Origin of the sequence: Bosea sp. OAE506, assembly GCF_040546595.1 — a bacterium.
Taxonomy (GTDB): Bacteria; Pseudomonadota; Alphaproteobacteria; order Rhizobiales; family Beijerinckiaceae; genus Allobosea.
Genome location: NZ_JBEPOB010000001.1, coordinates 7,501 through 30,595 on the forward strand (window position 1 = coordinate 7,501; position 23,095 = coordinate 30,595).

The 23,095-nt window shown below is 67.3% G+C and carries 28 protein-coding genes and 1 pseudogene (1 of these 29 cut by a window edge); 7 read left to right on the forward strand and 22 right to left on the reverse strand.

From position 1 onward, the window contains the following. The 8 genes from ABIE41_RS00045 to epmA all read right to left on the reverse strand — a co-directional run. Positions 1-163, reverse strand: the 5' portion of a protein-coding gene (locus ABIE41_RS00045; protein ID WP_192645271.1) for a DUF1330 domain-containing protein. 125 nt of this gene lie to the left of the window's left edge; only the first 163 of its 288 coding nucleotides appear in the window; its start codon is at positions 161-163; its stop codon lies off the left edge, out of view. A gap of 37 nt (positions 164-200) precedes the next feature. Next, positions 201-908, reverse strand: a complete 708-nt coding sequence (gene pyrF, locus ABIE41_RS00050) for an orotidine-5'-phosphate decarboxylase (protein WP_069054013.1) — start codon at positions 906-908, stop codon at positions 201-203. 82 nt (positions 909-990) lie between these two features. Then, entirely contained in the window at positions 991-1,635 is a 645-nt protein-coding gene (locus ABIE41_RS00055; protein WP_192645270.1) for a DsbA family oxidoreductase, read from the reverse strand. A gap of 13 nt (positions 1,636-1,648) precedes the next feature. Next, a complete protein-coding gene (locus ABIE41_RS00060; protein ID WP_354191451.1) occupies positions 1,649-1,813 on the reverse strand; it encodes a type II toxin-antitoxin system VapC family toxin in 165 nt (54 codons plus the stop codon). 46 nt (positions 1,814-1,859) lie between these two features. Next, positions 1,860-2,036: a type II toxin-antitoxin system VapC family toxin gene (locus ABIE41_RS00065; protein ID WP_354191453.1), complete on the reverse strand. Its 177-nt coding sequence runs from the start codon at positions 2,034-2,036 to the stop codon at positions 1,860-1,862. Beyond that, a complete protein-coding gene (locus tag ABIE41_RS00070) occupies positions 2,033-2,278 on the reverse strand; it encodes a type II toxin-antitoxin system Phd/YefM family antitoxin (RefSeq protein ID WP_192645268.1) in 246 nt (81 codons plus the stop codon). The genes ABIE41_RS00065 and ABIE41_RS00070 overlap by 4 nt, the downstream gene beginning before the upstream one ends. A gap of 53 nt (positions 2,279-2,331) precedes the next feature. Continuing rightward, a complete protein-coding gene (locus tag ABIE41_RS00075) occupies positions 2,332-3,399 on the reverse strand; it encodes a lysine-2,3-aminomutase-like protein (RefSeq protein WP_192645267.1) in 1,068 nt (355 codons plus the stop codon). Further along, positions 3,396-4,460, reverse strand: a complete 1,065-nt coding sequence (gene epmA, locus ABIE41_RS00080) for an EF-P lysine aminoacylase EpmA (RefSeq protein WP_192645266.1) — start codon at positions 4,458-4,460, stop codon at positions 3,396-3,398. The genes ABIE41_RS00075 and epmA overlap by 4 nt, the downstream gene beginning before the upstream one ends. A 114-nt stretch (positions 4,461-4,574) precedes the next feature. On the opposite strand from epmA, the gene efp reads away from it, so the two are divergent. The 3 genes from efp to ABIE41_RS00095 all read left to right on the forward strand — a co-directional run bounded on the left by efp (position 4,575) and on the right by ABIE41_RS00095 (position 7,326). Further along, entirely contained in the window at positions 4,575-5,144 is a 570-nt protein-coding gene (gene efp / locus ABIE41_RS00085; RefSeq protein WP_354191457.1) for an elongation factor P, read from the forward strand. A 91-nt stretch (positions 5,145-5,235) separates the two neighbouring features. Beyond that, a complete protein-coding gene (locus ABIE41_RS00090; RefSeq protein ID WP_192645264.1) occupies positions 5,236-5,754 on the forward strand; it encodes a DUF1993 domain-containing protein in 519 nt (172 codons plus the stop codon). 279 nt (positions 5,755-6,033) lie between these two features. Then, on the forward strand, positions 6,034-7,326 hold the full coding sequence (locus ABIE41_RS00095; protein WP_192645263.1) for a hypothetical protein: 1,293 nt from the start codon (positions 6,034-6,036) through the stop codon (positions 7,324-7,326). Positions 7,327-7,342: 16 nt separating this feature from the next. Here the strand turns inward: ABIE41_RS00095 and ABIE41_RS00100 are convergent, their stop codons facing one another. From ABIE41_RS00100 to ABIE41_RS00145, 10 genes are all read right to left on the reverse strand, one after another. Continuing rightward, the gene (locus ABIE41_RS00100) at positions 7,343-7,999 is read right to left on the reverse strand and encodes an MBL fold metallo-hydrolase (RefSeq protein WP_192645262.1); all 657 of its coding nucleotides are present in this window, start codon (positions 7,997-7,999) and stop codon (positions 7,343-7,345) included. Between the two features lie 53 nt (positions 8,000-8,052). After that, a complete protein-coding gene (locus tag ABIE41_RS00105; RefSeq protein ID WP_192645261.1) occupies positions 8,053-8,397 on the reverse strand; it encodes a hypothetical protein in 345 nt (114 codons plus the stop codon). Then, positions 8,394-10,022 carry a fumarate hydratase gene (locus ABIE41_RS00110; protein WP_192645260.1) on the reverse strand — a complete coding sequence of 543 codons (1,629 nt, stop codon included), beginning with the start codon at positions 10,020-10,022 and terminating at the stop codon, positions 8,394-8,396. The genes ABIE41_RS00105 and ABIE41_RS00110 overlap by 4 nt, the downstream gene beginning before the upstream one ends. 126 nt (positions 10,023-10,148) lie before the next feature. After that, entirely contained in the window at positions 10,149-10,610 is a 462-nt protein-coding gene (gene ptsN, locus ABIE41_RS00115) for a PTS IIA-like nitrogen regulatory protein PtsN (protein WP_192645259.1), read from the reverse strand. An 83-nt stretch (positions 10,611-10,693) separates the two neighbouring features. Further along, positions 10,694-11,281: a ribosome hibernation-promoting factor, HPF/YfiA family gene (gene hpf / locus ABIE41_RS00120; protein WP_192645258.1), complete on the reverse strand. Its 588-nt coding sequence runs from the start codon at positions 11,279-11,281 to the stop codon at positions 10,694-10,696. Positions 11,282-11,399: 118 nt separating this feature from the next. Beyond that, complete coding sequence (rpoN, locus tag ABIE41_RS00125; protein WP_192645257.1) at positions 11,400-12,926, reverse strand: RNA polymerase factor sigma-54; 1,527 nt, start codon at positions 12,924-12,926, stop codon at positions 11,400-11,402. 220 nt (positions 12,927-13,146) lie between these two features. After that, positions 13,147-13,935 (reverse strand): LPS export ABC transporter ATP-binding protein, encoded by a 789-nt coding sequence (lptB, locus tag ABIE41_RS00130; protein ID WP_354193335.1) that lies wholly within the window; start codon positions 13,933-13,935, stop codon positions 13,147-13,149. Between the two features lie 158 nt (positions 13,936-14,093). Continuing rightward, entirely contained in the window at positions 14,094-14,771 is a 678-nt protein-coding gene (locus tag ABIE41_RS00135; protein ID WP_192645256.1) for an LptA/OstA family protein, read from the reverse strand. Between the two features lie 2 nt (positions 14,772-14,773). Further along, positions 14,774-15,550, reverse strand: a complete 777-nt coding sequence (gene lptC, locus ABIE41_RS00140) for an LPS export ABC transporter periplasmic protein LptC (RefSeq protein ID WP_192645255.1) — start codon at positions 15,548-15,550, stop codon at positions 14,774-14,776. A gap of 114 nt (positions 15,551-15,664) precedes the next feature. Then, positions 15,665-16,279, reverse strand: a complete 615-nt coding sequence (locus tag ABIE41_RS00145) for a ribonuclease D (RefSeq protein WP_192645254.1) — start codon at positions 16,277-16,279, stop codon at positions 15,665-15,667. A gap of 230 nt (positions 16,280-16,509) precedes the next feature. Here ABIE41_RS00145 and ABIE41_RS00150 point away from each other — a divergent pair, with 230 nt between their 5' ends. The 3 genes and pseudogenes from ABIE41_RS00150 to ABIE41_RS00160 all read left to right on the forward strand — a co-directional run bounded on the left by ABIE41_RS00150 (position 16,510) and on the right by ABIE41_RS00160 (position 18,777). Further along, on the forward strand, positions 16,510-16,989 hold the full coding sequence (locus ABIE41_RS00150) for a DUF805 domain-containing protein (RefSeq protein ID WP_192645253.1): 480 nt from the start codon (positions 16,510-16,512) through the stop codon (positions 16,987-16,989). Beyond that, positions 16,932-18,135, forward strand: a pseudogene (dapE, locus tag ABIE41_RS00155) (succinyl-diaminopimelate desuccinylase). Before ABIE41_RS00150 ends, dapE begins: the two are co-directional and overlap by 58 nt. 57 nt (positions 18,136-18,192) lie before the next feature. After that, positions 18,193-18,777: a hypothetical protein gene (locus ABIE41_RS00160; protein ID WP_192645251.1), complete on the forward strand. Its 585-nt coding sequence runs from the start codon at positions 18,193-18,195 to the stop codon at positions 18,775-18,777. 22 nt (positions 18,778-18,799) lie between these two features. Here ABIE41_RS00160 and truA read toward each other — a convergent pair whose 3' ends face one another. The 3 genes from truA to def all read right to left on the reverse strand — a co-directional run bounded on the left by truA (position 18,800) and on the right by def (position 21,242). Further along, the gene (gene truA, locus ABIE41_RS00165; RefSeq protein WP_192645250.1) at positions 18,800-19,537 is read right to left on the reverse strand and encodes a tRNA pseudouridine(38-40) synthase TruA; all 738 of its coding nucleotides are present in this window, start codon (positions 19,535-19,537) and stop codon (positions 18,800-18,802) included. Then, complete coding sequence (fmt, locus tag ABIE41_RS00170) at positions 19,537-20,466, reverse strand: methionyl-tRNA formyltransferase (protein WP_192645249.1); 930 nt, start codon at positions 20,464-20,466, stop codon at positions 19,537-19,539. Before fmt ends, truA begins: the two co-directional genes overlap by 1 nt. A 194-nt stretch (positions 20,467-20,660) precedes the next feature. Next, a complete protein-coding gene (gene def / locus ABIE41_RS00175) occupies positions 20,661-21,242 on the reverse strand; it encodes a peptide deformylase (protein ID WP_192645248.1) in 582 nt (193 codons plus the stop codon). Between the two features lie 119 nt (positions 21,243-21,361). On the opposite strand from def, the gene ABIE41_RS00180 reads away from it, so the two are divergent. Then, complete coding sequence (locus tag ABIE41_RS00180; RefSeq protein ID WP_192645247.1) at positions 21,362-22,546, forward strand: DNA recombination protein RmuC; 1,185 nt, start codon at positions 21,362-21,364, stop codon at positions 22,544-22,546. Between the two features lie 11 nt (positions 22,547-22,557). On the opposite strand, the gene ABIE41_RS00185 is transcribed toward ABIE41_RS00180, so the two are convergent. Continuing rightward, positions 22,558-23,067 carry an OsmC family protein gene (locus ABIE41_RS00185; protein WP_192645246.1) on the reverse strand — a complete coding sequence of 170 codons (510 nt, stop codon included), beginning with the start codon at positions 23,065-23,067 and terminating at the stop codon, positions 22,558-22,560. Between the last annotated feature and the right edge of the window lie 28 nt (positions 23,068-23,095).

Here is a 23,095-nt window from a genome sequence, read left to right on the forward strand (position 1 = left end):
CGTTGCGGGCCCGGCCCTCGCCTTCCGCCACGGTCATCATGCCACCGCGCACCAGCGGGGTGCCACCAAACTTACGGATCGCCTCGGAGGCCTTGGCCGCGTAGGCCGCCCATTGCGTCGCGTTGCTGACCTTGGCGCGCGCCACGACATATCCCTTGGCCATGATCCGAATCCTCTGAGAGATTGATTGGAGCGCGAACTTAGGAGGCTGCCGCGATCTCGTCCATGATCGCAGCCGCCGCCCCACGCGGGTCGGCCGCGCGAATGATGGGACGCCCGACGACGAGATGGTCGACGCCGGCGCGGATCGCCTCGCCGGGGGTGAGCGTGCGCTTCTGGTCACCCGCGGCGCTGCCGGCGGGCCGGATGCCCGGCGTCACGATCAGCATATCGGAGCCGATGACGTCGCGGACGATCTCGGTCTCGGCCGCGGAACAGACGATGCCGTCGATGCCGGCGGTGCGGGCCTGTTCGGCTCGCAGGCGCACGAGGTCGCGCACGGCCAGCCCATAGCCGGCATCGCGCAGATCGCCATCGTCATAGGAGGTGAGCGCGGTGACGGCGAGGAGCTTCAGATCCGCCCCGTCGCGCCCCTCGACGGCGCCACGCATCGTCTGGGGGTAGGCGTGGACCGTCAGCAGGTCGACGCCGAGATTGCTGAGGGAGGCGACGCCCTCGGTCACGGTGTTGCCGATGTCGTGGAGCTTCAGGTCGAGGAAGACCTTCTTGCCTTCGGCCACCAACTGTTGGGTGAGCTGCAGGCCGCCCGCGAAGGCGAGCGCATAGCCGATCTTGTAGAAGCTCGCGGCGTCGCCGAGTTGCGAGACGATGCGATAGGCGTCCCAGATCGTCGGTACGTCGAGCGCGACGATCATGCGGTCGCGCAGGTCGTTGATCTTCTGGGTCATGGGCCCACTCCCCGCTGTTTGCGGGGATGGGCCATGATTCGGGCGCCGGCGCAAGGCCGCGCGCCCGGCAAGCCCCCTTCGCTCAGGCCGCGTCGCTCAGCACCTGCTTGAAGACCTGCGCCCAGACATCGCCGGTCTGCGCCCCGGAGACCGCGAGCTTGCCGTCGATGATGAAGAAGGGCACGCCGGTGACACCAACCTGCTGGGCGTGCGCCTCGAGGCCGATCACGGTCTCCCGCAGCTCCTCATTGGTCAGCTCGTCGCGCGCGGCCTGCTCGTCGAAGCCCTGCTCTCGGGCAATGGCGACGAGCGTGTCGAGATCGCCGATGTCGCGGCCGTCCTGCCAATAGGCCTTGAACAGCGCGGCCTTCATCTCGGTGCCGCGCTGCACGGTCGAGGCGGCGGCGACCAGCATATGGGCCATGCGGGTGTTGACGCTCTTGGTGACGCGCGCCCAGTTGAAGGTGACGCCGCTTTCGAGCGCCGCCTCCGACAGCCGGATCTCGATCTCCTTGCGCTTTCCGGCGCCGAACTTGGCGTCGAGATAGGCGGTGCGGTCCATCCCCTCGGCCGGCATGTCGGGGTTCAGCTCATAGGGCAGCCAGGTGATGGCGACGCGCTCGGTCAGGCCATGGTTCTCCAGCGCCTTCTCCAGCCGCGCCTTGCCGATAAAGCACCAGGGGCAGGCGAGATCGGAGACGATCGCGATGGGCAGTTTCTCTTTCATGGCGGTCTCCTTCTCAAACCTTCTGGATCGCGCCGCCATAGCGGGCCACCGTGTTGTCGGACGTCAACAGGGTGATTCCTTCGACCTTGGCCTGAGCAACCAGGATGCGATCGAACGGATCCCTATGGATCGGCGGCAATCCGTCGATCGCAACCGCATGCTCGCCCGTGACTGGCAACTCGGCAAAACCATGGTCGAGGAAGCCGCGCCTCAGAAGTCTCGCGTCAACCGAAAAAATTACTCCGGCCGAGACTGGTCTTGATGGCGATCTCCCACAGGCTCGCCGCGCTAAAATACAACTCGCTGTCGGCTGAGTCGATGATGCGTCGCGCTTCCGCCGACAGCCGGTCGGGTCGACCCGCGTTCCACAGCAGGAGGTGCGTGTCGAGAAGAGCCTTCACGATCGCCCGTTGAACATGGCTTCGATCTCTGCCCGCCCCATCTCATCGAAATCATCGGGCACCGTCATTTGCCCGACCATAAAACCAGTGCGTTGGAGCGGCTTGGCCTCGATCGGCTCCAGCGGGACGACCTTGACCATGGGCTTCCCCGCCTTCGCGATGATGAAGGCCTCGCCCTTCGCGGCGCGGTCGACCAGGCGCGACAGATGCGTCTTCGCGTCGTGGATGTTCACCTTCTCCATGGCCGACCTCAGGTTAGTTCAATTGAGTTAGTTTACCAAAGCAGCCATTGTCTTCAACCCGGCGGATAGAGGTGCCGCTCGCCATGGCGGTCCTCGGCGAAAGCCTCGGCGCCGGGCGTCTCGCAGGCCGAGAGGAAGGCGGGGCCGACGGGGATCTTCCCCGCCCCGCCGGGGATGTCGAGGATATAGGTCGGCTGGCACAGGCCGGACAGATGGCCTCGCAGGCTTTTGACGAGGGCCTGGCCTTCTTCCAGCGAGAGCCGGAACGACGCCGTCCCGGGCGCGAAGTCCGGATGGTGCAGATAATAGGGCTTCACCCGGTTCACGACGAAGGCGCGCATCAGGGCCGACAAGGTGGCCACGTCCGCATTGACGCCCTTCAGCAGGACGCTCTGGCTGATCAGGACATGGCCGGCATCCGCCAGCCGCGCCAGCGCGGCCCGTGCAGCGGGCGTGAACTCGCGCGGGTGATTGGCGTGGATGGCGATGTAGCTCGCCTTACCCGGAATCCGCAGGGCGGCGGCATAATCGGCCGTGATGCGGTCGGGCTCGACCATCGGCACGCGAGTGTGCCAGCGCGCGACCTTGATATGGTCGATCGCGCCCAGACGCTGCGCCACCTCCCGCACCCGCCGCGCCGACAGGATCAACGGATCGCCGCCCGTCATGATGACCTCCCAGATCTCGGGATGATCGGCGAGATAGGCCAGCGCCGCCTCGAGCTTCCCGCCCGTGAGCGCGTCGCCCCCGGGGCCGACCATCTCGCGCCGGAAGCAGAAGCGGCAATAGACCGGGCAGGCATGGACGAGCTTGAGCAGGGCGCGGTCGGGGTAGCGATGCACCACGCCCTCGACGGGCGAATGGGCCTCGTCGCCGATCGGATCGGCGCTCTCCTGCGGCAGCGTGCGGAGTTCGGATGGATCGGGGACGAACTGGCGCGCGATCGGGTCGTCAGAATCGGCCGGGTCGATCAGCGCGGCCATGGCCGGCGTCACCGAGACGGCGTAGCGCGCAGCCACCGCCTCCAGCGCCTCGCGTGCCGCGGGCGCGACGAGGCCGGCCCCAATGAGGGCCCCGACGCTGCGCAGCGGCTGTCCGCCGGGAGGCTGGTGAAGGGTCATGCCGCTCCCCTGCCCGGTTCCGCCACCGGCGTCCAGAGCACATCCTCGATCCGGCGGGCGCCGGTGCAGAGCATGACGAGACGATCGAAGCCCAGCGCGATGCCGCTGGCCTGCGGCATCGCGGCGAGCGCGCTCAGGAAATCCTCGTCGACGGGATAGCGCTCACCATAGATGCGCGCCTTTTCAGCCATGTCGGCCTCGAAGCGGCGGCGCTGCTCGGCCGGATCGGTCAGCTCCCCGAACGCATTCGCCAGCTCGACGCCGCAGGCATAGAGCTCGAAGCGCTCGGAGACGCGGGGATCGCCGGGTTTCGGGCGCGCCAGCGCGGCCTCCGAGATCGGGTATTCGCACAGGATCGTGGCCCGCCCACGGCCCAGATGCGGCTCGATCCGCTCGGAAAGGATGCGGCTGAAGATGTCGGACCAGCTGTCGTCTTCGGCGACCCGGATGCCGGCCTCGGCCGCATCGGCGGCGAGCCCGCCGCGATCGACGTCATTGTCGGCGGTGACAGTGCGAAGCAGGTCGATGCCGGCGTGACGCTGGAAGGCCTCCTGGAGCGTCAGCCGCTCGGGCTGCGCGAAGGGGTCGGCCTCGCTGCCGCGCCAGCGCAATGTGGTCACGCCGGCGGCGCGGGCCGCCGCGGCCAGCATGTCGGCGCAATCGCCCATCAGCGTCTCGTAGCCCTCGCCGGCCCGATACCATTCCAGCATCGTGAACTCTGGGTGATGCAGCGCCGTGCGCTCGCGGTTGCGGAAGACGCGGGCGAAATCGAAGATGCGGGGCTCGCCGGCCGCCAGCAGCTTCTTGGCGGCGAATTCCGGCGAGGTGTGCAGGTAATAGGGATGCCGGGCCCCGGCATCGTCGATCAGTGTCGTGGCGAAGCCGTGCAGATGCGTCTCGTTGCCCGGCGAGACCTGCAGGATCGCGGCCTCGACCTCGACGAAGTCCCGAGCCTCGAACCAGCGGCGCAGCGCCGCCCTGATGCGGCCGCGCGCCAGAAGCGCCGGGCGACGGTCGGCATGAATGTCGGGCCGCCAGAATGGCGGAAGAGCGTTTGTCATCGTCTCGGGTTCAGAACGTCGGCAAGCTTCCGTTTCGCCTGCGAATGCGGTAGTGGCGCGGCAAGGATTTCGCCAAGGGCGCCATGGCGCGGCGCAAGCTCAAGGACAAGTCACGTGGTCAAGGTCATCGCATCCTCCGTTCGCAAGGGCAATGTGCTCGAACTCGACGGTCACCTCTGCTCGGTCCTTTCGGCCGAGAGCTTCTTCCCCGGCAAGGGCACGCCGACGACGCAGATCGACATGCGCCGCATCTCCGACGGCGTGAAGATGACCCAGCGCTACAAGACGACCGAGCAGGTCGAGCGCGCCTATGTCGAGGACCGCGACTTCACCTATCTCTACCAGGATGGCGAGCAGTACGTGTTCATGAACCCCGAGACCTTCGACCAGATCAATGTCGATGGCGACGTGGTCGGCAGCATGGCTCCCTATCTGCAGGAAGGCATGAAGGTCTCGCTCTCGGTGTTCGAGGACAAGGCCGTGGCGATCGAGCTGCCCCAGCGTGTCACGGTCGTGGTCGCCGAGACCGAGCCGGTCACCAAGGGCCAGACGGCCTCCTCCTCCTACAAGCCCGCGATCCTGGTCAACGGCGTGCGCACCGCCGTGCCACCGCATATCGGACCCGGCGTCCGCATCGTGGTGATGACGGAAGACGGTTCCTATGTGGAGCGCGCCAAGGATTGATTTCTGCTTCCGGTGCAATCCCCGGCAGCATGATTATATCGGCGATGCGACGGGCCCTTTCCGGGCCCGTTTTCGTTTCCGAGGATCGCCCATGACCATCACCGCCCGCTCTGCCGCCCTCACCGGCTTCGTCCAGACGCTCAAGGCCCTCGACGCCATCCTCGACAAGACGGTCGAGCAGGCGGCAACCCGCAAGATCCAGCCCGAGGTGCTGCTCCAGGCACGGCTGGCGCCGGACATGCTGCCCTTCTCGCGCCAGATCCAGCTGGCCTGCGACTTTGCCAAGAACGCGGCGGCCCGGCTCGCCGGCGGCGACAACCCCAAGCACCCCGACGACGAGAAGAGCTTCGATGAGCTGAAGGCGCGCATCGCCAAGGTGCTCGCCTTCGTCGAGGGCATCGACGAGGCCGCCTTCGAGGCCGGCGTTGACCGCGACGTCACCTTCCCGCGCGGCCAGAACGCGACCATGACGATGCGCGGCGAGGCCTATCTCACCCGCTTCGCCGTGCCGAACTTCTATTTCCACGCCACGACCGCCTACGCGATCCTGCGCAAGAACGGCATCCAGATCGGCAAGCAGGACTTCCTGCTCGGCGTTCTCGACAGCTGAGGCCGGCGCCCTTGAAAGCGCCGCATTGCTCCCCCATATGAGCATCACGGCGATGTCGAGGGCGTTCCACTGTGCTCCAGCGCTGTAGAAGACGGCCATGAGCTCGAAGTGTGACGCCGGATGTACGCGCACCCTTCAGGACATGGCCGTTAACGTTTTCAGCCCTTGCTGTTCCCTGCGATATATCTTTGCTGCGTTGAACGTGCTCCGCCGCCGCCGCGACTGTCTTTCATCGAGGTTCGATGAAGGCGGGAGGGGACGATGGCGGAGCCGAAGGGAATGATCTACCTGCAGCCGGGCGGCGCAGAGCGGTTCAAGAAAGACACCTCCAAGATCTTCCGGAAGCGGAACAATGAGGTGCTGCTGCACCTGGATCTCCTGCTGGCGAGCTACCCCACCACTCCCCGGGACGATCGACACCGTCGGACGATCATGCTCGCCAGCATGATTTCGCTGTGCAGCCGGTGGCTGAGTGAAAAACAGACGAAGATCGATGGCCACAGCTCGTTCCGGGCACCTCATATCCGCAATCTCCATGAGGCTGCGGTGAGCGCCCTGCGTGGGATCAAGGTCCTCGAGCGGGTGAAAAAACACATCGCGGCTAAGAAGAACTGGGACAAGACGCTTGGAGACGTCAAGAAGATCATCCCGGAAGGCTCCACCCATGGCGCCGATGGCAGGCCCGTCAGGATCATCCAGGGCGAGAACTGGCTCGAGGTTCTCGACCAACACCACCGCCAGGGACAGGAGCTCAAACGCCATTTCCTGAACTGGCAGGCCTCGAAGGACCCCTGCAGCTTCTGGGAGTACCTCGAAAAACTGGACCGGACGTCTCTGGTAGCTCTGACCACATTGGAGGTCAGTTACATCGATGACCTGACGTTCAGAGATCTGTTTGCGATCGATTTTCGTGGCGGACGGATGTTTTCAAGGATGACACCCGGCCTGCAGCTGCGCATCGTCGATGCGGTCAAGAAGCCCAACTCACAAACGGCGGATAGCCGGCAGGCCATCCTCTCGGCAGCGGAGGAGAAGCTTCTGGATACCTCGACCTGGGAATCCCGCGCGCTGTCCGGCTTGACGGACGGCTGGGGCGCTTTCGTGCTCAGCCCGCAGGACGTGCTCTATGTCGGCATCCACACGAGCGGCAGCTTCCACCATTCGAGCTTCCTGTGCGGCGCTCCGATCCTCGCCGCCGGCATGGTCAAGGTCGAGAAAGGCCGCATCCGCGGCATCCACGAAAAAAACGGTCACTATCGCTCGCAGGAAATCCACATGCTGAGCTTCGTGAAGCTGCTCCAGCGCAACTTGCCCGGCACCGACTGGCACGATGTCGAGTACTACAGCTTCGGCGGCGCCTGGATGACCGTGGGCCAGAAACTCAACCTTCCGCGTCGTCCGCCCGTGCCGAGCCGGGCCAACCGGGGACCGCTTTCCTCGCCGCTGGCGCCCCCGCAACCCGCTCCGCAAGGGTCGGGCAGGCGCCTGCCGCCGACACCCGTGCAGGCTCAGGCTCAGGCTCAGGCTCAGGGCAAAGTCAGGGCCGCGGTCACCCGCCTCAACACGAAATAAAGCTGCGGCCGCCCGCTCAGCCGCGCAGGAACGGATTGTTCGCCCGTTCCTCGCCGAGCGTGCCGGCAGGTCCATGACCGGGCAGGAACTGAACGTCGTCGCCGAGCGGCAGCAGCTTGTCCCGGATCCCCGCGATCAGGGTCTCGTGGCTGCCATAGGGAAAATCGGTGCGGCCGACGGAACCGGCGAAGACTGTGTCGCCAGCCAGCAGGAAGCGCAGCTCTTTCTGGAAGAAGGTGACATGACCCGGCGTGTGGCCGGGCACTTGCAGCACCGAGAAGGCGACATCGCCGACCTTGACCTCGTCGCCTTCGACGAGCCAGCGCGAGGGCGTCACCGCGCGCATGTCGCGGATGTCGAAGCGCAGGCCCGCTGTCGGCAGTTCGTCCAGCAGAAACTTGTCGGCCTCGTGCGGCCCGATCACCGGTATCGACAGCGCCTCGGCCAGTTCGGCCGCGCCGCCGGCATGGTCGAGATGGCCATGCGTCAGCCAGATCGCGGCCGGGGTAACCCCGACCTCCTTCAGCGCACCGCGGATGAGCGCGACGTCTCCGCCGGGATCGACGATGACGGCCTGCATTGTTTTCGTGCACCAGAGGATCGAGCAGTTCTGCTGGAACGGCGTCACCGGGATGACGGCGATCTGGAGCGGGGTCTTCGGCTGGTCGGTCACGGGCGTTTCCCTCGATATCGGCGGCGAGACGCGACGGCGCCGCGCCCGCTTTGTCAGCGTTTGCCGCAGCGGCTTGCAATCAGCGCGCGGTACTCGGCCAGGTCGGAATCCATCATCGCGACGTTCTGCTCGCGCTCGGTTCCGGCCTGGCAGGTCGCGAAGACGGTGCGCGCGCTCTGCAGGAAGCCGACATGCTCGCGCCAGGTCCGGCACTGGGTCGGCTGATCGGCATTGGCGACGCCAGCGAGCCGCGCCTGCTGCCGACGCAGCGCGGCCTCGTTCTGGAACAGATCGCGCGCGCAGGTCGCCGGACGGGCCTGCGCCACGGCGGGCTCGGCCGTCGCCAGCAAGGCGGGCAGCGAGGCGAGCGCAGCCGCAGCGAGGAGAAGCCGCCTCATCCGAGGTTCAGCTCCTTGAAGAAGTCGTTGCCCTTGTCGTCGATGACGATGAAGGCCGGGAAATCCTCGACCTCGATGCGCCAGACCGCCTCCATGCCGAGCTCGGGGTATTCCAGCACCTCGACCTTGCGCATGCAGTCCTGCGCCAGCCGGGCGGCTGGGCCGCCGATTGAGCCGAGATAGAAGCCGCCATGGGTCTTGCAAGCCTCGCGCACCGCCGCGGACCGGTTGCCCTTGGCGAGCATCACCATCGAGCCGCCGAAGGACTGGAACTGGTCGACGAAGGAATCCATCCGCCCGGCCGTGGTCGGACCGAAGGAACCAGAGGCCATGCCGTCGGGCGTCTTGGCGGGGCCGGCATAATAGACCGGATGGTTCTTGAGATAATCGGGCATGCCCTGCCCGCTTTCGAGCCGCTCGCGAATCTTGGCATGGGCGGAATCGCGGGCGACGATGATCGTGCCGGTCAGCGACAGGCGGGTCTTGACCGGATACTTCGTCAGCGTCGCCAGGATCTCGCTCATCGGCCGGTTGAGATCGATTTTGACCACGTCTCCCCCGAGGGACGCGTCCTCGACCTCGGGCAGGTACTTCGACGGATCGGTCTCCAGCGCCTCCAGGAAGATGCCGTCCTTCGTGATCTTGCCCTTGGCCTGGCGGTCGGCCGAGCAGGAGACGCCCAGCCCGATCGGCAGCGAGGCGCCATGGCGCGGCAGGCGGATGACGCGCACGTCATGGCAGAAATACTTGCCGCCGAACTGCGCGCCGACGCCGAGCGACTGCGTGAGCTTGTGGACCTCCTCCTCCATGGCAAGGTCGCGGAAGGCGTGGCCGCTGGGCGAGCCCTGGGTCGGCAGCGCGTCGAGATATTTGGTCGAGGCGAGCTTCACCGTCTTGAGGTTCTGCTCGGCCGAGGTGCCACCAATGACGATGGCGAGGTGATAGGGCGGGCAGGCGGCGGTGCCGAGCGTCAGGATCTTCTCCTTCAGGAAGGCGATCATGCGCTCCTTCGTCAGGAGGGACGGCGTGGCCTGGAAGAGGAAGGTCTTGTTGGCCGAGCCGCCGCCCTTGGCGACGAAGAGGAATTTGTAGGCGTCCTCGCCATGGCCCTTGCCCTCGGCGTAGATGTCGATCTGCGCCGGCAGATTGGTCGCCGTGTTCTTCTCCTCGAACATCGACAGCGGGGCGACCTGCGAATAGCGCAGATTGCGCTTGAAATAGGCGTCGGCGACGCCTTCGCCCAACGCCTCCTCGTCCTCGCCATCGGTCCAGACGCGGCGGCCCTTCTTGCCCATGATAATGGCGGTGCCGGTGTCCTGGCACATTGGCAGCACGCCGCCGGCGGCGATGTTGGCGTTCTTCAGCAGGTCATAGGCGACGAACTTGTCGTTCGAGGTCGCCTCGGGATCGTCGAGGATCTTGCCGAGCTGGGCGAGGTGGCCCGGCCGCAGCAGATGGTTGATGTCGATGAAGGCCTGTTCGCTGAGGCGGCGGATCGCCTCGCGGGAGACGCTCAGCACCTCGCGGTCGCCGATTTTCTCGACGGAGACGCCCTCGCTGCCGAGATGGCGATAGGGCGTCTCGTCCGGTCCGAGCGGGAAGAGATCGACATGGGTATAGGCCATCGGCGGCACTCCGGCATGCAACGACGTTCCCCTCGCCCTCCGGGCGGGAGCTTCGCGCAAGCGAATAGCCGATGTTGCGATCTGGTCAAATGCGAGAGACGGCCGGGCGGGTGCGGCCGATGAGGCTCAGGCGGCCTGCGCCGCCGATTCGGAAAGAATCGCGTAGATCGCGGCCGGGTCCCGGACGGCACGGACCTGCTCGAGCACGGCCGGGTTGCGCAGAACGCGCGCGACACGGGCGAGCGCCTTGAGATGATCGGCGCCGGCGCCCTCGGGTGCGATCAGAACGAAGACGAGGTCGACGGGCTGGCCGTCCAGGGCGTCGAAGTCGATCGGCTTCTCCGCGCGGGCGAAGAGGCCGACGAGCCGGTCGATGCCGGCCATCCGGCCATGGGGGATCGCGATGCCGTCGCCGATGCCGGTGGAGCCGAGGCGCTCCCGCTGCAGCAGCGCCTCGAAGAGGTCGCGCTCGGACAGGCCGGTCAGCTGCGCGGCATGCTGGGCGAGCTCCAGCAGGGCCTGCTTCTTGCCGTTGGCCCGCAACGGCGAGATCACCGCTGCGGGGCTCAGGAGATCAATCAGCGTCATGCGCCAGTCCATGCATGTCCCATGCCGCGATTCCGATACTGCGGCAGGGTCAAGGTTCGGGCCCGCGCGGAACTCCGCCAGACCTATGACAGCGACGCGGGGGGATCGATCCAACCGATATTGCCGTCGCGGCGGCGGTATACGACGTTCATCCGGCCGTGACCAGCATGGCGGAACATCACGACCGGCGCGCCGGTGAGATCGAGCTCAGCGACCGCGTCCCCGACCGTCATGACATGCAGGGATTTGGTCGATTCCGCCACGATCACCGGGTTGTCGCCGGCGCCATCGGCCTCCGCCTCCTCGAAATCCTCATCGGGCGCGGCGATCACATAGCTGGGGATTTCGAGCGCCGGCTCGCGGCCATTGGCGCTGGCGGAGCGATCCTTGAGCCTTCGCTTGTAGCGGCGCAGGCGCTTTTCGATGCGCTCCGCCATCTTGTCCAGGCTGGCATAGGCATCGTGCGCCGTGCCGGACGCCTCGAGCGTGATGCCCGAAGACAGGTGCAGGACGCCGTCCGTCTTGAACGCGGTCCCGTCCTTGCCGACGGTCACATGACCCTGGTAGCCGCCTTCGTAATACTTGCCGAGAGCGGCGGCGACGCGGGCCTCGGCCTGGCCGCGCAGGGCCTCGCCGACATCGAGGTTCTTGCCGGAGATTCGCAAGCTCATGGAGTGCTTCCCCTTCTTAGCCACGGCCGGGAGATCGGCCGTCTTTGGGAGCTAAGAACTCGCTACCGGGTCTGTCAATGATATGGCCCAAAGCCGTCGCCGGCGTGGCGGACGCCGATCAGCGGCTGCCCATCGCCATCGCGACTTTCTCGCGTCGGCGCTCCATCGAAGACGGGATGCGCAGGGATTCGCGATACTTCGCGACGGTGCGGCGAGCGATGTCGATGCCGCCCTCTTTCAGCCGCGCCACGATGGCGTCGTCCGACAGGACATCGGCCGGCGCCTCATCCTCGATCATCTGGCGGATGCGGAAGCGTACCGCCTCGGCCGAGTGCGCCTCGCCATAGCCGGTGGCGGCGATGGCGGCGGAGAAGAAGTACTTCATCTCGAAGACGCCGCGCGAGCAGATCAGGTACTTGTTCGAGGTCACGCGCGAGACGGTGGATTCGTGCATCCCGATGGCATCTGCGACGGTCTTCAGGTTGAGCGGGCGCAGGTGCTCGACACCATGGGCGAAGAAGCCGTCCTGCTGCCGGACAATCTCGCTGGCGACTTTCAGGATCGTCCTCGCCCGCTGCTCGAGCGAGCGCGTCAGCCAGTTGGCGGTCTGCAGGCACTCGGCGATGAAGGCCTTCTCCTCATCGTTGCGCGCCGCCTTCGAGACACGGGCATGATAGGTCTGGTTCACCAGCACGCGGGGCAGCGTGTCGGGGTTGAGGTCGACGAGCCAGGAACCGTCGGGCGCCGCGCGGATGAACACGTCCGGCACCACCGTCTCGGCCGTGGAGCCGCCGAAGCCGCGGCCGGGCTTCGGGTCGAGCCGACGGATCTCGGCAACCATGTCGGCGATGTCCTCGTCATCGACGCCGCAGAGCCGCTTCAGGGCGGCGAAGTCGCGCTTGGCGACGAGGTGGAGGTTCGCCACCAGGGTCTGCATGGCCGGATCGAACCGGTCGCGGTCGCGCAGCTGGATCGACAGGCATTCGGCGACGTCGCGCGCCGCGACGCCGGAGGGGTCGAAGCTCTGGACGATATGCAGCACGCCCTCGACCCGGGCGACCGGCACGCCGAGCCTTTCCGCGATCTCGGGAAGGGGCTCGCCGAGATAGCCGGAATCGTCGACCGCATCGATCAGGTGGCGGCCGATGAGCCGCTCGGCGGGATCATGGATGGCAAGATCCAGCTGCGTGCTGAGATGATCATGCAGCGAGATATCCGCCGCCAGCCCGCTCTCGAACCCGTCGGGCCCCTCCTCGAAGGAGCCGCCGGAGCCGCCATAGGCACCGCCGATGATCGGCAGGCTGTCGGCTCCGCTGCTGTCGAGGCGCGCCACGGTGGGCTGTTCGCTCTGGAAGACATTGTCGAGTCCGGTACCGAGGCGCGTCTCCATGCCTTCCTGGCTGTTGAGGCTCTCGGCCCGGTCGTAGCTCTCCTGATCGGCCGCATGGGCGCTTTCGGCGCTCGCCTGCAGCGGCCCCTCGGAGGTGTCCTCGCGCTCCAGCAGCGGATTGCGCTCGAGCTCGCCCTCGACGAAATTCTGAAGTTCGAGATGCGACAATTGCAGAAGCTTGATCGCCTGCAGCAGCTGCGGCGTCATCACCAGGGACTGCCCCTGGCGCAGCTCCATGCGCGGCATCATCGCCATGCGCGTCAGACCTTCCCGACCCAGCGTCCCAGAACGGCACGCTTCTTGCTTTGGAAAGGAGCCTAGCGCTACGAGCGCCGCACGTCAAAGGCCTCACGCCGGCTTCAGGCTGCGAAGTTAATGCAGTGCAACATCATCTCGCAAGCGCGATAAGATGCCTGCCTCCCGGCGGCGGGCAAACGGCCCTGGCGGGACGGCCCGATTCGCGGCCGGGCGTCCGTCAGAGGCGGAAATCCTCGCCGAGATAGACGCGGCGCACATCCGGATTGGCAATGATCTCGGCCGGCGAGCCTTCGGTCAGCACGCGACCGGAATGGATGATGTAGGCGCGATCGACGAGACCGAGCGTCTCGCGGACATTGTGGTCCGTGATCAGCACGCCGATGCCGCGATCGGTGAGCTGCCGAACCAGTGCCTGAATGTCTCCCACCGCGATCGGGTCGATACCGGCGAAGGGCTCGTCGAGCAGGATGAAGGAGGGCTTGCCGGCCAGCGCGCGCGCGATCTCGCAGCGCCGCCGCTCGCCGCCCGACAGCGCGATCGAGGGCGCCTTGCGCAGGCGGGAGATCGTGAACTCCTCGAGCAACTGGTCGAGCTGGCGCTCGCGCTCGCGGCGATCGGGCTCGACCACCTCGAGCACCGCCCGGATGTTGTCCTCGACGCTCAGCCCGCGAAAGATCGAGGCTTCCTGCGGCAGATAGCCGATCCCCAGGCGCGCGCGCTGGTACATCGGCAACTCGGTGATGTCGTTGCCCTCGAGAGAGATCGTGCCAAGATCGGCAGCGACCAGCCCGGTGATCATGTAGAAGATCGTCGTCTTGCCGGCACCGTTGGGCCCAAGCAGGCCCACGGCCTCGCCCTGGCGCAGCGACAGGCTGGCGTCGCTGACGACCGTGCGGCCGCCATAGCTCTTGCGCAGCCCGCTGACGGACAGGATGCCTGGCCCGCCCAGCGCGGTCACGCCCGCCGAACCGTCCTCCCGCACCGCCTTCTCCGACTTGCGGAACAGGCGGCCGAGCAGGCCGCCGCCCCGCCGCTGGGCCGAAGGCGCCTCGCGCCCGGGTGCGGTCACGCTTTGCGAGATGTCGGAGAGGGTCACGTGGAGGGGTGCGCCTGGACTGGAGAGATCGAGAGGGGAGCGCGCGCAGCGAGCGCGAAGTCAGCCCCTCAGTTGGTCGGCGGGGTCGCGGGCTTGGCGCCGGGCGCGCCCTTGTTGGCGTCGGCCGCATTCGGCACGAAGAAGCCCTGCACGCGACCGCCCTTGTTGGTCTCGACATTGGCGATGCCGGTGACGGTGTTGTAGGTCAGCTTCTCGCCGCGCGTGATGTTAGGGCCGTCGTTGAGCGCGACGTTACCGGTCATGATCACGGTGTTGGTCGAGCGGTCAAAGATCGCGTTGTCCGAGGTCGCGGCCTGCGTCTTGGAGACCACCGTCACCGGCCCCTTGCACTCGATGCGCTTGATCGAGCTGTCGTTGCCCTGGCCGGGTGCGGCGGCGGGCGTCGGTGTCGGCGTCGCCGGCTTGGCGCCGGCGCCCTGGCCGCCGCGGCCCTCGTAGAACACCGTCATGATCGTGCAGCGCACGGTCGTCTCGCCCTGAACGGCGACAACGTTGCCGCTGAAGACCGCCCGGTTTTCCTTGTCCAGGACGTCCAGCTTGTCGGCATCGATCTTGATCGGCTCCTTGCTGTCGCCACCGAGACCGCCGAGGGGCGAGCTGGCGTTGCCGCCGCGCGCCTTGGCCTGCGCCGCGGCCTCCTGCGGCAGCATCACGGTCATCGTCAGCGCGAGGAGGCCGGCCGAGGCGGCGAGACGGGGGAGCCGGGCGAAGAAAGAGGTCTGCATGGTCACTGTCCTGTCGCGCTGGAGCGGCCGGCACTGGCCGGTGCCCGCGCTCCGGCCTCTGAATTACCCGACCGGAGCAGTTCCGGCTGTGGAGTGCTGCCTTCGCGCTCGGGACCGGCGATCGTGCCGGCCGGAGCGTTGGGGATGTAGGCGCGCACGCGCCCCTGGAAGACGATCAACGCGCCGCTGTCCTTCACGTCGAGGGAATCGGCGTCGACCGTGGTGGTGCCCAAGCTGACCTTGACCGGCTCCTTGGAGACGACCGTGCCGCCCTTGAAGTCGACATCGGCCGTCCGCATGCGGATGTCATGGCCGTTCTCCGTCCTGACATGGACGTCGTCGACGAGGCGCAGCTTTTCCTTCTGGGTGTCGAAGAGGCCGCTCTTGGCGTTCACCGTCACCCAGCCCTCGCGCTCCATCTGGAGCCTCGCCGTCAGCGTCTGCAACTCGACCTGGGTCGGATTGCGGATCTCCTGCAGGGCGGCCTCCGCGGTCACCTCATAGGGGCGGTTGTCCTTGCGATAGCCGGAGAGGCGCGGCGTATCCATCTTCACCTTACCGCCGGAAATGCCGACCGCGCCGAGCGAAAGGCTCGCCACGCCCGACAGCGGCTTGAGGAAGGGCACCACCAGCAAACCCACCACAGCCACGGCCGCACCGACCGGAATGGCCTTGCGCAGGAAGCGTACGAGCCGGGTATGCCGCCGCGCGGCGCCGAACGCCGCCTGCCGCCGCGCCGCCGGCCCGCTCGGGCGGGCGGCCCAGTCATTGGTTGTCATCGCCACAGTCATGCCCCGCAGAATGGCAGTCGCAAACGGCTTTTTCGTGTCGTGCGGCGAACGCGCCCCCGTCGGACACCACGGTCAAACTGACGCAAGAAGGCTTAGAATTTGTCAAGTATGAGCAAAGATGTCGTTTTCGGGCCAACCGGCCAGATCCAGCTCCGCCCGGAAGGGCAGGAAGTCGAAGCAGGCCCTGGCGAGATGGGTGCGTCCCTCGCGCGCCAGCATCGCCTCGAGCCGACCATGCAGAGCGTGGAGATGCAATACGTCGGAGGCGGCGTAGGCGAGTTGCGCCTCGCTCAGCGTATCGGCACCCCAGTCCGATGATTGCTGCTGTTTGGAGAGTTCGATCCCCAGCAGCTCGCGCACCAGATCCTTGAGACCGTGGCGGTCGGTATAGGTGCGGGTGAGCTTCGAGGCGATCTTGGTGCAGTAGACCGGGCCAGTGACGATGCCGAAGGCATGGCGCAGCACCGCGACGTCGAACCGGGCGAAGTGAAACAGCTTGAGGACCGCAGGATCCTGCAGCAGCCGGATCAGGTTCGCAGGCTTGGGACCGTCCTTGAGGATCTGCACCACGTCGGCCGTGCCGTCGCCCCGCGAAAGCTGGACGACGCAGAGACGGTCGCGATGCGGGTTGAGTCCGAGCGTCTCCGTGTCGATCGCGATGCTGGCACCGGCGTCGAAGCCGTCCGGCAGGTCGCCGCGGTGGAATCGGATCGTCATCTTGCAACCTCGCTCGGCACCGTCGCGCCGCTGGCATCCGGGTTCGAGCCCGGCCGAACCGGAGCCCACCCCTGCAGGGAAACGGCTCCTTACGTCGCAGCTAACGGGGCAGCCGGCCTCGTTCAAGCTCTTTCGCGGATCGGCCCGAATCAACGCGTTAACCTTTTATTCACCATATCCTTTCGGGCCGCGGATCGGCATGCCACAACGGTGGCATCGGAGCCTGATCGATGAACCTTTTCCGCCTGCTCACCGATTTTGACGGACGCATCGGCCTTGGCCGCTTCTGGCTCGGCAGCGCCGTCGTCGCGCTCGCCCTGTTCGGCATCCAGCGGGTCGCGCCGTCGCTCTTCGGCTATCGTGCCGAGCAGGCCGTGGCCTTCGCGCATGCCTTCGCCCTCTTCCCCTGGGCGGCGCTGGCGGCCAAGCGCGCCACCGACCGCGGCAGCAGCGGCCTCTACGGCATCATCCTGATCTGCGCGATCGTGCTGCCCGGGCAGTTGCGGCCCCTGATGCCGATCGCCTGGGCGCCCTCCCTCGAAACCATTTCGGTGATCGCCTGGCTGTTTGCGCTGGTCGATCTCGGCCTGATGCCCTCGGCTCGGGAGCGCGAGCCGCTTGCGGCGGACGGGCCCGATGCTAAAGCGGGCGCATGGACACACAGCCCCGCTTCCCGCTCGCCCTCGATCCCCTCGACCCCGTCGCGCTGACGCAGGCGCTGGTCCGCTGCCCCTCGGTCACGCCGACCGAGGGTGGCGCACTGGCCCTCATCGCCGAGGTGCTGGCATCCGAGGGCTTTACCATCGAGCGGCCGGTCTTTTCGGCTCCCGGCACGCCCGATGTCGAGAATCTCTACGCCCGGATCGGCCGTGAGGCCCCCGTCTTCGTCATCGCCGGCCATACCGATGTCGTGCCGGTCGGAGACGCCGGCGCCTGGACGCGCGACCCCTTCGGCGGAACCATCAGCGACGGCGTGCTGCATGGGCGCGGGGCCTGCGACATGAAGGGCGGCCTCGCTGCCATGATCGCCGCGGCGCTGCGGTTCCGCCGCGAGAACCCGGACGCGCCGGGCTCGATCGCCTTCCTCGTCACGGGCGACGAGGAAGGGCCGGCGGTGAACGGCACCGTCAAGCTGCTCGAATGGGCCCATGCCCGTGGCGAGCGCTTCGACCATTGCCTGCTCGGCGAGCCGACCAATCCGGCGACGATGAGCGACATGATCAAGATCGGGCGGCGCGGCTCCCTGACGGGGCGCCTCACTGTCCATGGCAAGCAAGGCCATGTCGGCTACCCGCATCTCGCGGAGAACCCGATCCGCGGGATGGTGCGGCTGCTGGCGGCGCTGGAAGCTTCGCCGCTCGACACCGGCACCGCGCATTTCGACCCGAGCAATCTCGAAGTGACGACGCTCGACGTCGGCAATCCGGCGACAAATGTCGTGCCCGCCCAGGCCAGGGCCGTCTTCAACATCCGCTTCAATGATGTCTGGACACCGGACACGCTGGCGGCCGAGATCGAGAGGCGGTTGCGCGACGCCGCCGGCAACAGCGTTCGCTACGAGATCGTCTTCGAGCCGACCAATGCGGTCGCCTTCCTGACCGAACCCGGCCCCTTCGTGGCGATGGTCGCCGATGCCGTCGAGGCCGAGACCGGGCGACGGCCGGCCCTGTCGACGACGGGCGGCACCTCGGATGCGCGCTTCATCAAGAGCTACTGCCCGGGTCGTGGAATACGGCGTCGTTGGCCAGACGATGCATCAGGTCAACGAACGCGTCGCGGTCGCGGACCTGCTGACCCTCGAATCCATCACCCGCCGGCTGCTCCAGACGTATTTTGCAGCGCAGCATACGGCTTGACGCCGGAACTTCCGGGCCTGATAGTCGTCTTAGACGAAAGTCTAAGAGGATCTCATCATGGGGCTGGCCACCGACGATGTCGCGCGCTCGCTGCGCGGTTCCTGGCAGTTGATGACGCGCGGCGAAGCCGCGCTCGACGAACTCGACCTGTCGCGGGAGGGCTTCTGGCGCTCCTATCTGGCGCTGGCCCTGATGCTGCCGGCGACCATCGCGATCCTCGCGGCGGTGCGCCTCCATGCCGGCCTGCCGAACACGGAGGGGCTGTTCGAGTCCCCCGCGCTCGCTCTGGCGGTCATGACCGCGGGGCTCGCCAGCATCCTGGCTGTGCCGGCACTGCTGATCGTCCTGGCGCCGAACCTGGTCCGGGCGCAGCGTTTCACCAGCTTCGTCATCGCCTGGAACTGGGCGGGCATCGTTTCCGCCAGCCTGATGGCCGTGCCTGCGACGGTTTTCGCGATCGGCTGGTCGAATGACGACATCGCGTTCGTCCAGATGATCGCGTTTGCGGTGATCGTGCTGCGCCTGCGCTATTGCGTTGCCAGGGCCGCTTTCGGTGCGGCGAGCCGGGTCGCGGCGCCGGTCGTGCTTGCGAGCGTCATCGCCGATTACGCGGTCCTGCGGCTGTTCGGGCTGCTGGGCTGAGCCACGCGCCGCCGGGACGGGGTCAGTAGTCCACGCCGGCGAGATAGAGCCCGCAGGGCGGCGCCAGCGCCGCGCATTGCGACCGGTCGCGCGCCGCCAGCACCTTGCCAAGCTTGTTCTCGGGCCAGCGCCCCGCGCCGACCATCTTCAGGCATCCGACGATCGAGCGGACCTGATGGTGCAGGAAGGAGCGGGCATGGGCGTAGACCACGATCTCGTCGCCCTCGCGCCGGACGTCGAGCCGGTCGAGCGTCCGCATCGGGCTGTTGGCCTGGCACTCGGCGGCGCGGAAGGTGGTGAAGTCGTGATGCCCGAGCAGGGCCTTGCCGGCGCGATCCATCGCCTCGTGATCGAGCTTCACCGGTACGTGCCAGAGCCGGTCACGGTCGAGCGCCGGCTGGGCGCGCCGATCGAGGATGCGGTAGATGTAGTAGCGCCGCTTCGCCGAGATGCGCGCGTCGAATTCGTCGGACACGGCCTCGGCGCTGCAGACGGCGACGGGGAGGCGCTTGAGGCGGGCGTTGCTGGCGTCGCGGACCACATCCGTGCGCCACTCCTTCTCCAGATCGACATGGACGACCTGATGGGTGGCGTGGACGCCGGCATCGGTGCGCCCGGCGCAGTGCAGCCTGACAGGATGATTGCAGAAGGCTTGAATCGCCTCCTCGACGCTCTGCTGCACGGAGGGGCCGTTGAGCTGCCGCTGCCAGCCCGAAAAGGGCGTGCCGTCATATTCGATGACGAGCTTGTAGCGCGGCATCAGAGCTTGTGGCCGGCAGCAAGCCGCGCCCCGCGCAGGAACTCGGCGCCGCTGATGGGCCGCCCGCCGGCGCGCTGGACCTGAAGCAGCTTCACCGCCCCTTCCGCACAGGCGACAGTGCCCTCCTCGTCCAGCAGCATGCCGGGCTCGGCCGCGCCGCCCGCAAGCGCCGTGCGCAGGACCTTGAGCCGCTCCGGGCCCTTGCCGAGATCGACATCGGCGAAGGCGCCCGGAAAGGGGGCGAGCCCGCGGACAAGATCGTGAACCTGCCGGGCCGGGCGGCCCCAGTTCAGCTTCGCCTCGGCATTGGCGATCTTGGCGGCGTAGGTCACGCCCTCCTCCGGCTGCGGCGTAAAACGCAAGCCGCCCCGGCCGAGCGCGGCGAGTGCGCGGACCATGAGATCGGCGCCGAGCGGCGCCAGCCGGTCGTGCAGCTCTCCGGAGGTCATGTCGGGGCCGATCTCCAGCCGCTCAACCATGCCGACGGGGCCGGTGTCGAGGCCGGCTTCCATCTTCATCACGCAGACGCCGCTTTCGGCATCGCCGGCCATGACGGCGCGCTGGATCGGCGCGGCGCCGCGCCAGCGCGGCAGCAGCGAGGCATGCAGGTTCAGGCAGCCGAGCTCCGGAATGTCGAGGATCGCCTGCGGCAGGATCATCCCATAGGCGACGACGACCGCGACATCGGCCTGATGAGAGGCGATCTGCTCGGCCACATCGGGCGTCTTCAGGGTCGACGGCGTGAAGACGGGGATACCGAACCGCTCGGCCGCCCTATGGACCGGCGACGGCTTCAGTTCGAGGCCACGGCCGGCCTGGGCCGGGGCGCGGGTGTAGCAGCTGACGACCTCGTGGCCCTGGCCGATGATCTCGGTCAGGGTCGGCACCGCGAAATCGGGCGTGCCCATGAAGATGACGCGCAAACTCATACGCTGGATACTACCTCAACTGGGCAGGGATGGCCCGCCGCCTGATCATCTGAGCCCTCATCCTGAGGAGCCGCGAAGCGGCGTCTCGAAGGATGGTCCAGGAGGCTCCGGAACCATCAGGAGCATCCTTCGAGACGCGCTCGTGCCGAGCGCTCCTCAGGATGAGGGCCGCGGAACGAATTAACGCCGTTGCGTCACCCCTCGCGCCGCGCCTGCTTGGCGAAGCGCTTGGTGACGCGCTCGCGCTTGAGGCGCGAGAGATGGTCGATGAACAGCACGCCGTTGAGATGGTCGATCTCGTGCTGGATGCAGGTTGCGAGCAGACCGTCGGCCTCGATCTCCTGCCGCTTTCCGTCGAGATCGGTGTAGGCGACCCTGACCGAAGCCGGGCGCTCGACCTCCTCGTAATATTCCGGGATCGAGAGGCAGCCCTCTTCATAAACGCTGCGCTCCTCCGAGGACCAGGTGATCTCCGGATTGATGAAGGCGATCGGATTGCGCGGCTGGCGGTCGCGCTTCTCCTGGGAGCCATCGGTGTCGGCCTCGGCCGGCTCCTCTTCCGCAGCCGGCTCGGGCGCCCTCTTGGCGACATCGAGCGTCACCACGCGCCAGGGCACGCCGATCTGGATGGCGGCGAGACCGATGCCCGGCGCGTCATACATCGTCTCGAACATGTCAGCGACGAGCGTGCGGATCTCGGGCGTGATCTCGGCCACCGGGGTGGAGACCAGCCGGAGCTGGGCGTCTGGCAGGATGACGAGCGGGCGGATGGCCATGGAGCTGTGTCTGCGCGGTTTTCGGATGATGAACCGGCCACATAAGCGCTCGCGCCGCGTGGGTCAAACCGTTCCGCTTTCGTTCGAATTGATTCACCCGAATCGGTTATCCTGACGGGATGACAGAGATCGCCTTCATCCTTCTCGACCGGCCTGTGACCTGGGCGCAGGCTGCGCTCGGCTTCGGCGGGGCGACGCTGGGCCTGCTCCTGCTGCTGGCGCTCTCCGCCTGGCGCGGCAGCCGGCGGCGGGCGCTGGAGGCGCTGATCGCCGCAGAGCGCGCCCGCGAGACCGACGACAAGGTCGCCGAGATGAACCGCCTCCAGGCGGAGCTGACCGGCCGGATGCAGTCCATGGCCGAGATCCTCTCGACGCGGCAGGGCGATCTCGCGCGCCTCGTCGCCGACCGGATGGAGGGACTGCGCCACCAGGTCGGCCAAGGGCTGGAGCAGAATGTCCGCCAGACCAGCGAGAGCCTCGGCCGGCTGCAGGAGCGGCTGGCGGTGATCGACAGCGCCCAGAAGAACCTGACCAACCTCACCTCCGAGGTGGTGACGCTGCGCGACGTGCTCGCCAATAAGCAGGCGCGCGGCGCCTATGGCCAGGGCCGGATGGAGGCGATCATCCGGGACGGGCTGCCCGGCGCCTTCTTCGCCTTCCAGCCGCAGCTTTCCAACGGCAAGCGGCCCGATTGCCTGGTGACGCTGCCGGGCGACGGGCGCGGTCTCGTCATCGACGCCAAGTTCCCGCTGGAGAGCTTCACGCAATTGCGCGAGGCCCGCGGCGAGGAGGCGCGCAAGGTGGCCGCTGCCCGGGTGCGCAACGATGTCGGCGTGCATGTGAAGGACATCGCCGAGCGTTATTTCCTGCCCGGCGAGACGCAGGACCTCGCGCTGCTCTTCGTGCCGTCGGAGTCGATCCATGCCGATCTGCACGAGCATTTCGACGACGTGATCCAGAAGGCGCATCGCGCCCGGATCATGATCGTCTCGCCCTCGCTGCTGGCACTGGCGATCCAGCTGATGCAGTCGCTGGTGCGCGATGCACGGATGCGCGAGGAGGCTCAGGTGATCCAGAGCGAGGTCGGCAAGCTGCTGGCGGATGTCCGGCGGCTCGGCGAGCGGGCCGAGAAGCTCGACCTGCATTTCCGCCAGGCGCAGGACGATGTCGCGGGGCTGCGGACCTCAGCGGGCAAGATTGTGGGCCGCGGCGAGCGCATCGTGGCGCTCGATTTCGACGAGGCGAAGGGCGAGCCGACGCTGCCCTTCGCCGAGGGGCTGGCCCTCAGGAAGGCCGCCGAGTGAGCGGACGGCGGTCAGGCGACCGACAGGGTCGCGCTGAGCTCGGGCTTCACGTTGAGCGTCTGGAAGACGACGCAGTAGCGCTCGGTCAGCTTCAGCAGCGTGTCGAGCTTCTCCTGCGGCGCGTCGGTCTCGACCTCGAAGGACAGCCGGATCGCCTTGAACCCGACGGCGGCATCCTTGGCGACGCCGAGCGTGCCGCGGAAGTCGAGATCGCCCTCGGCATGGACAATGCCCTTCTTGAGCTCGATCTCGAGCGCGGTGGCAACCGCCTTCAGCGTCACCCCGGCGCAGGCGACGAGCGCCTCCAGCAGCATGTCGCCCGAGCAGAGTTCGGCGCCCGAGCCGCCGGTGGCCGGGTGCAGTCCCGCGAGCGCGATCGCACGGCCGGTCTCGACCTTGCAGGCGATGTGCTGATCGTCGAGCTCGCCCTTGGCCTTCAGGGTGACGACGGCTGCGCCGGGGTCGGAGCGATAGGAATCCTTGAGCGGGGCCTGCAGGGCGCGGAGAGCGGTGACGTCCATGGTGTCAGAACCTCAAGTCGAATGAGCC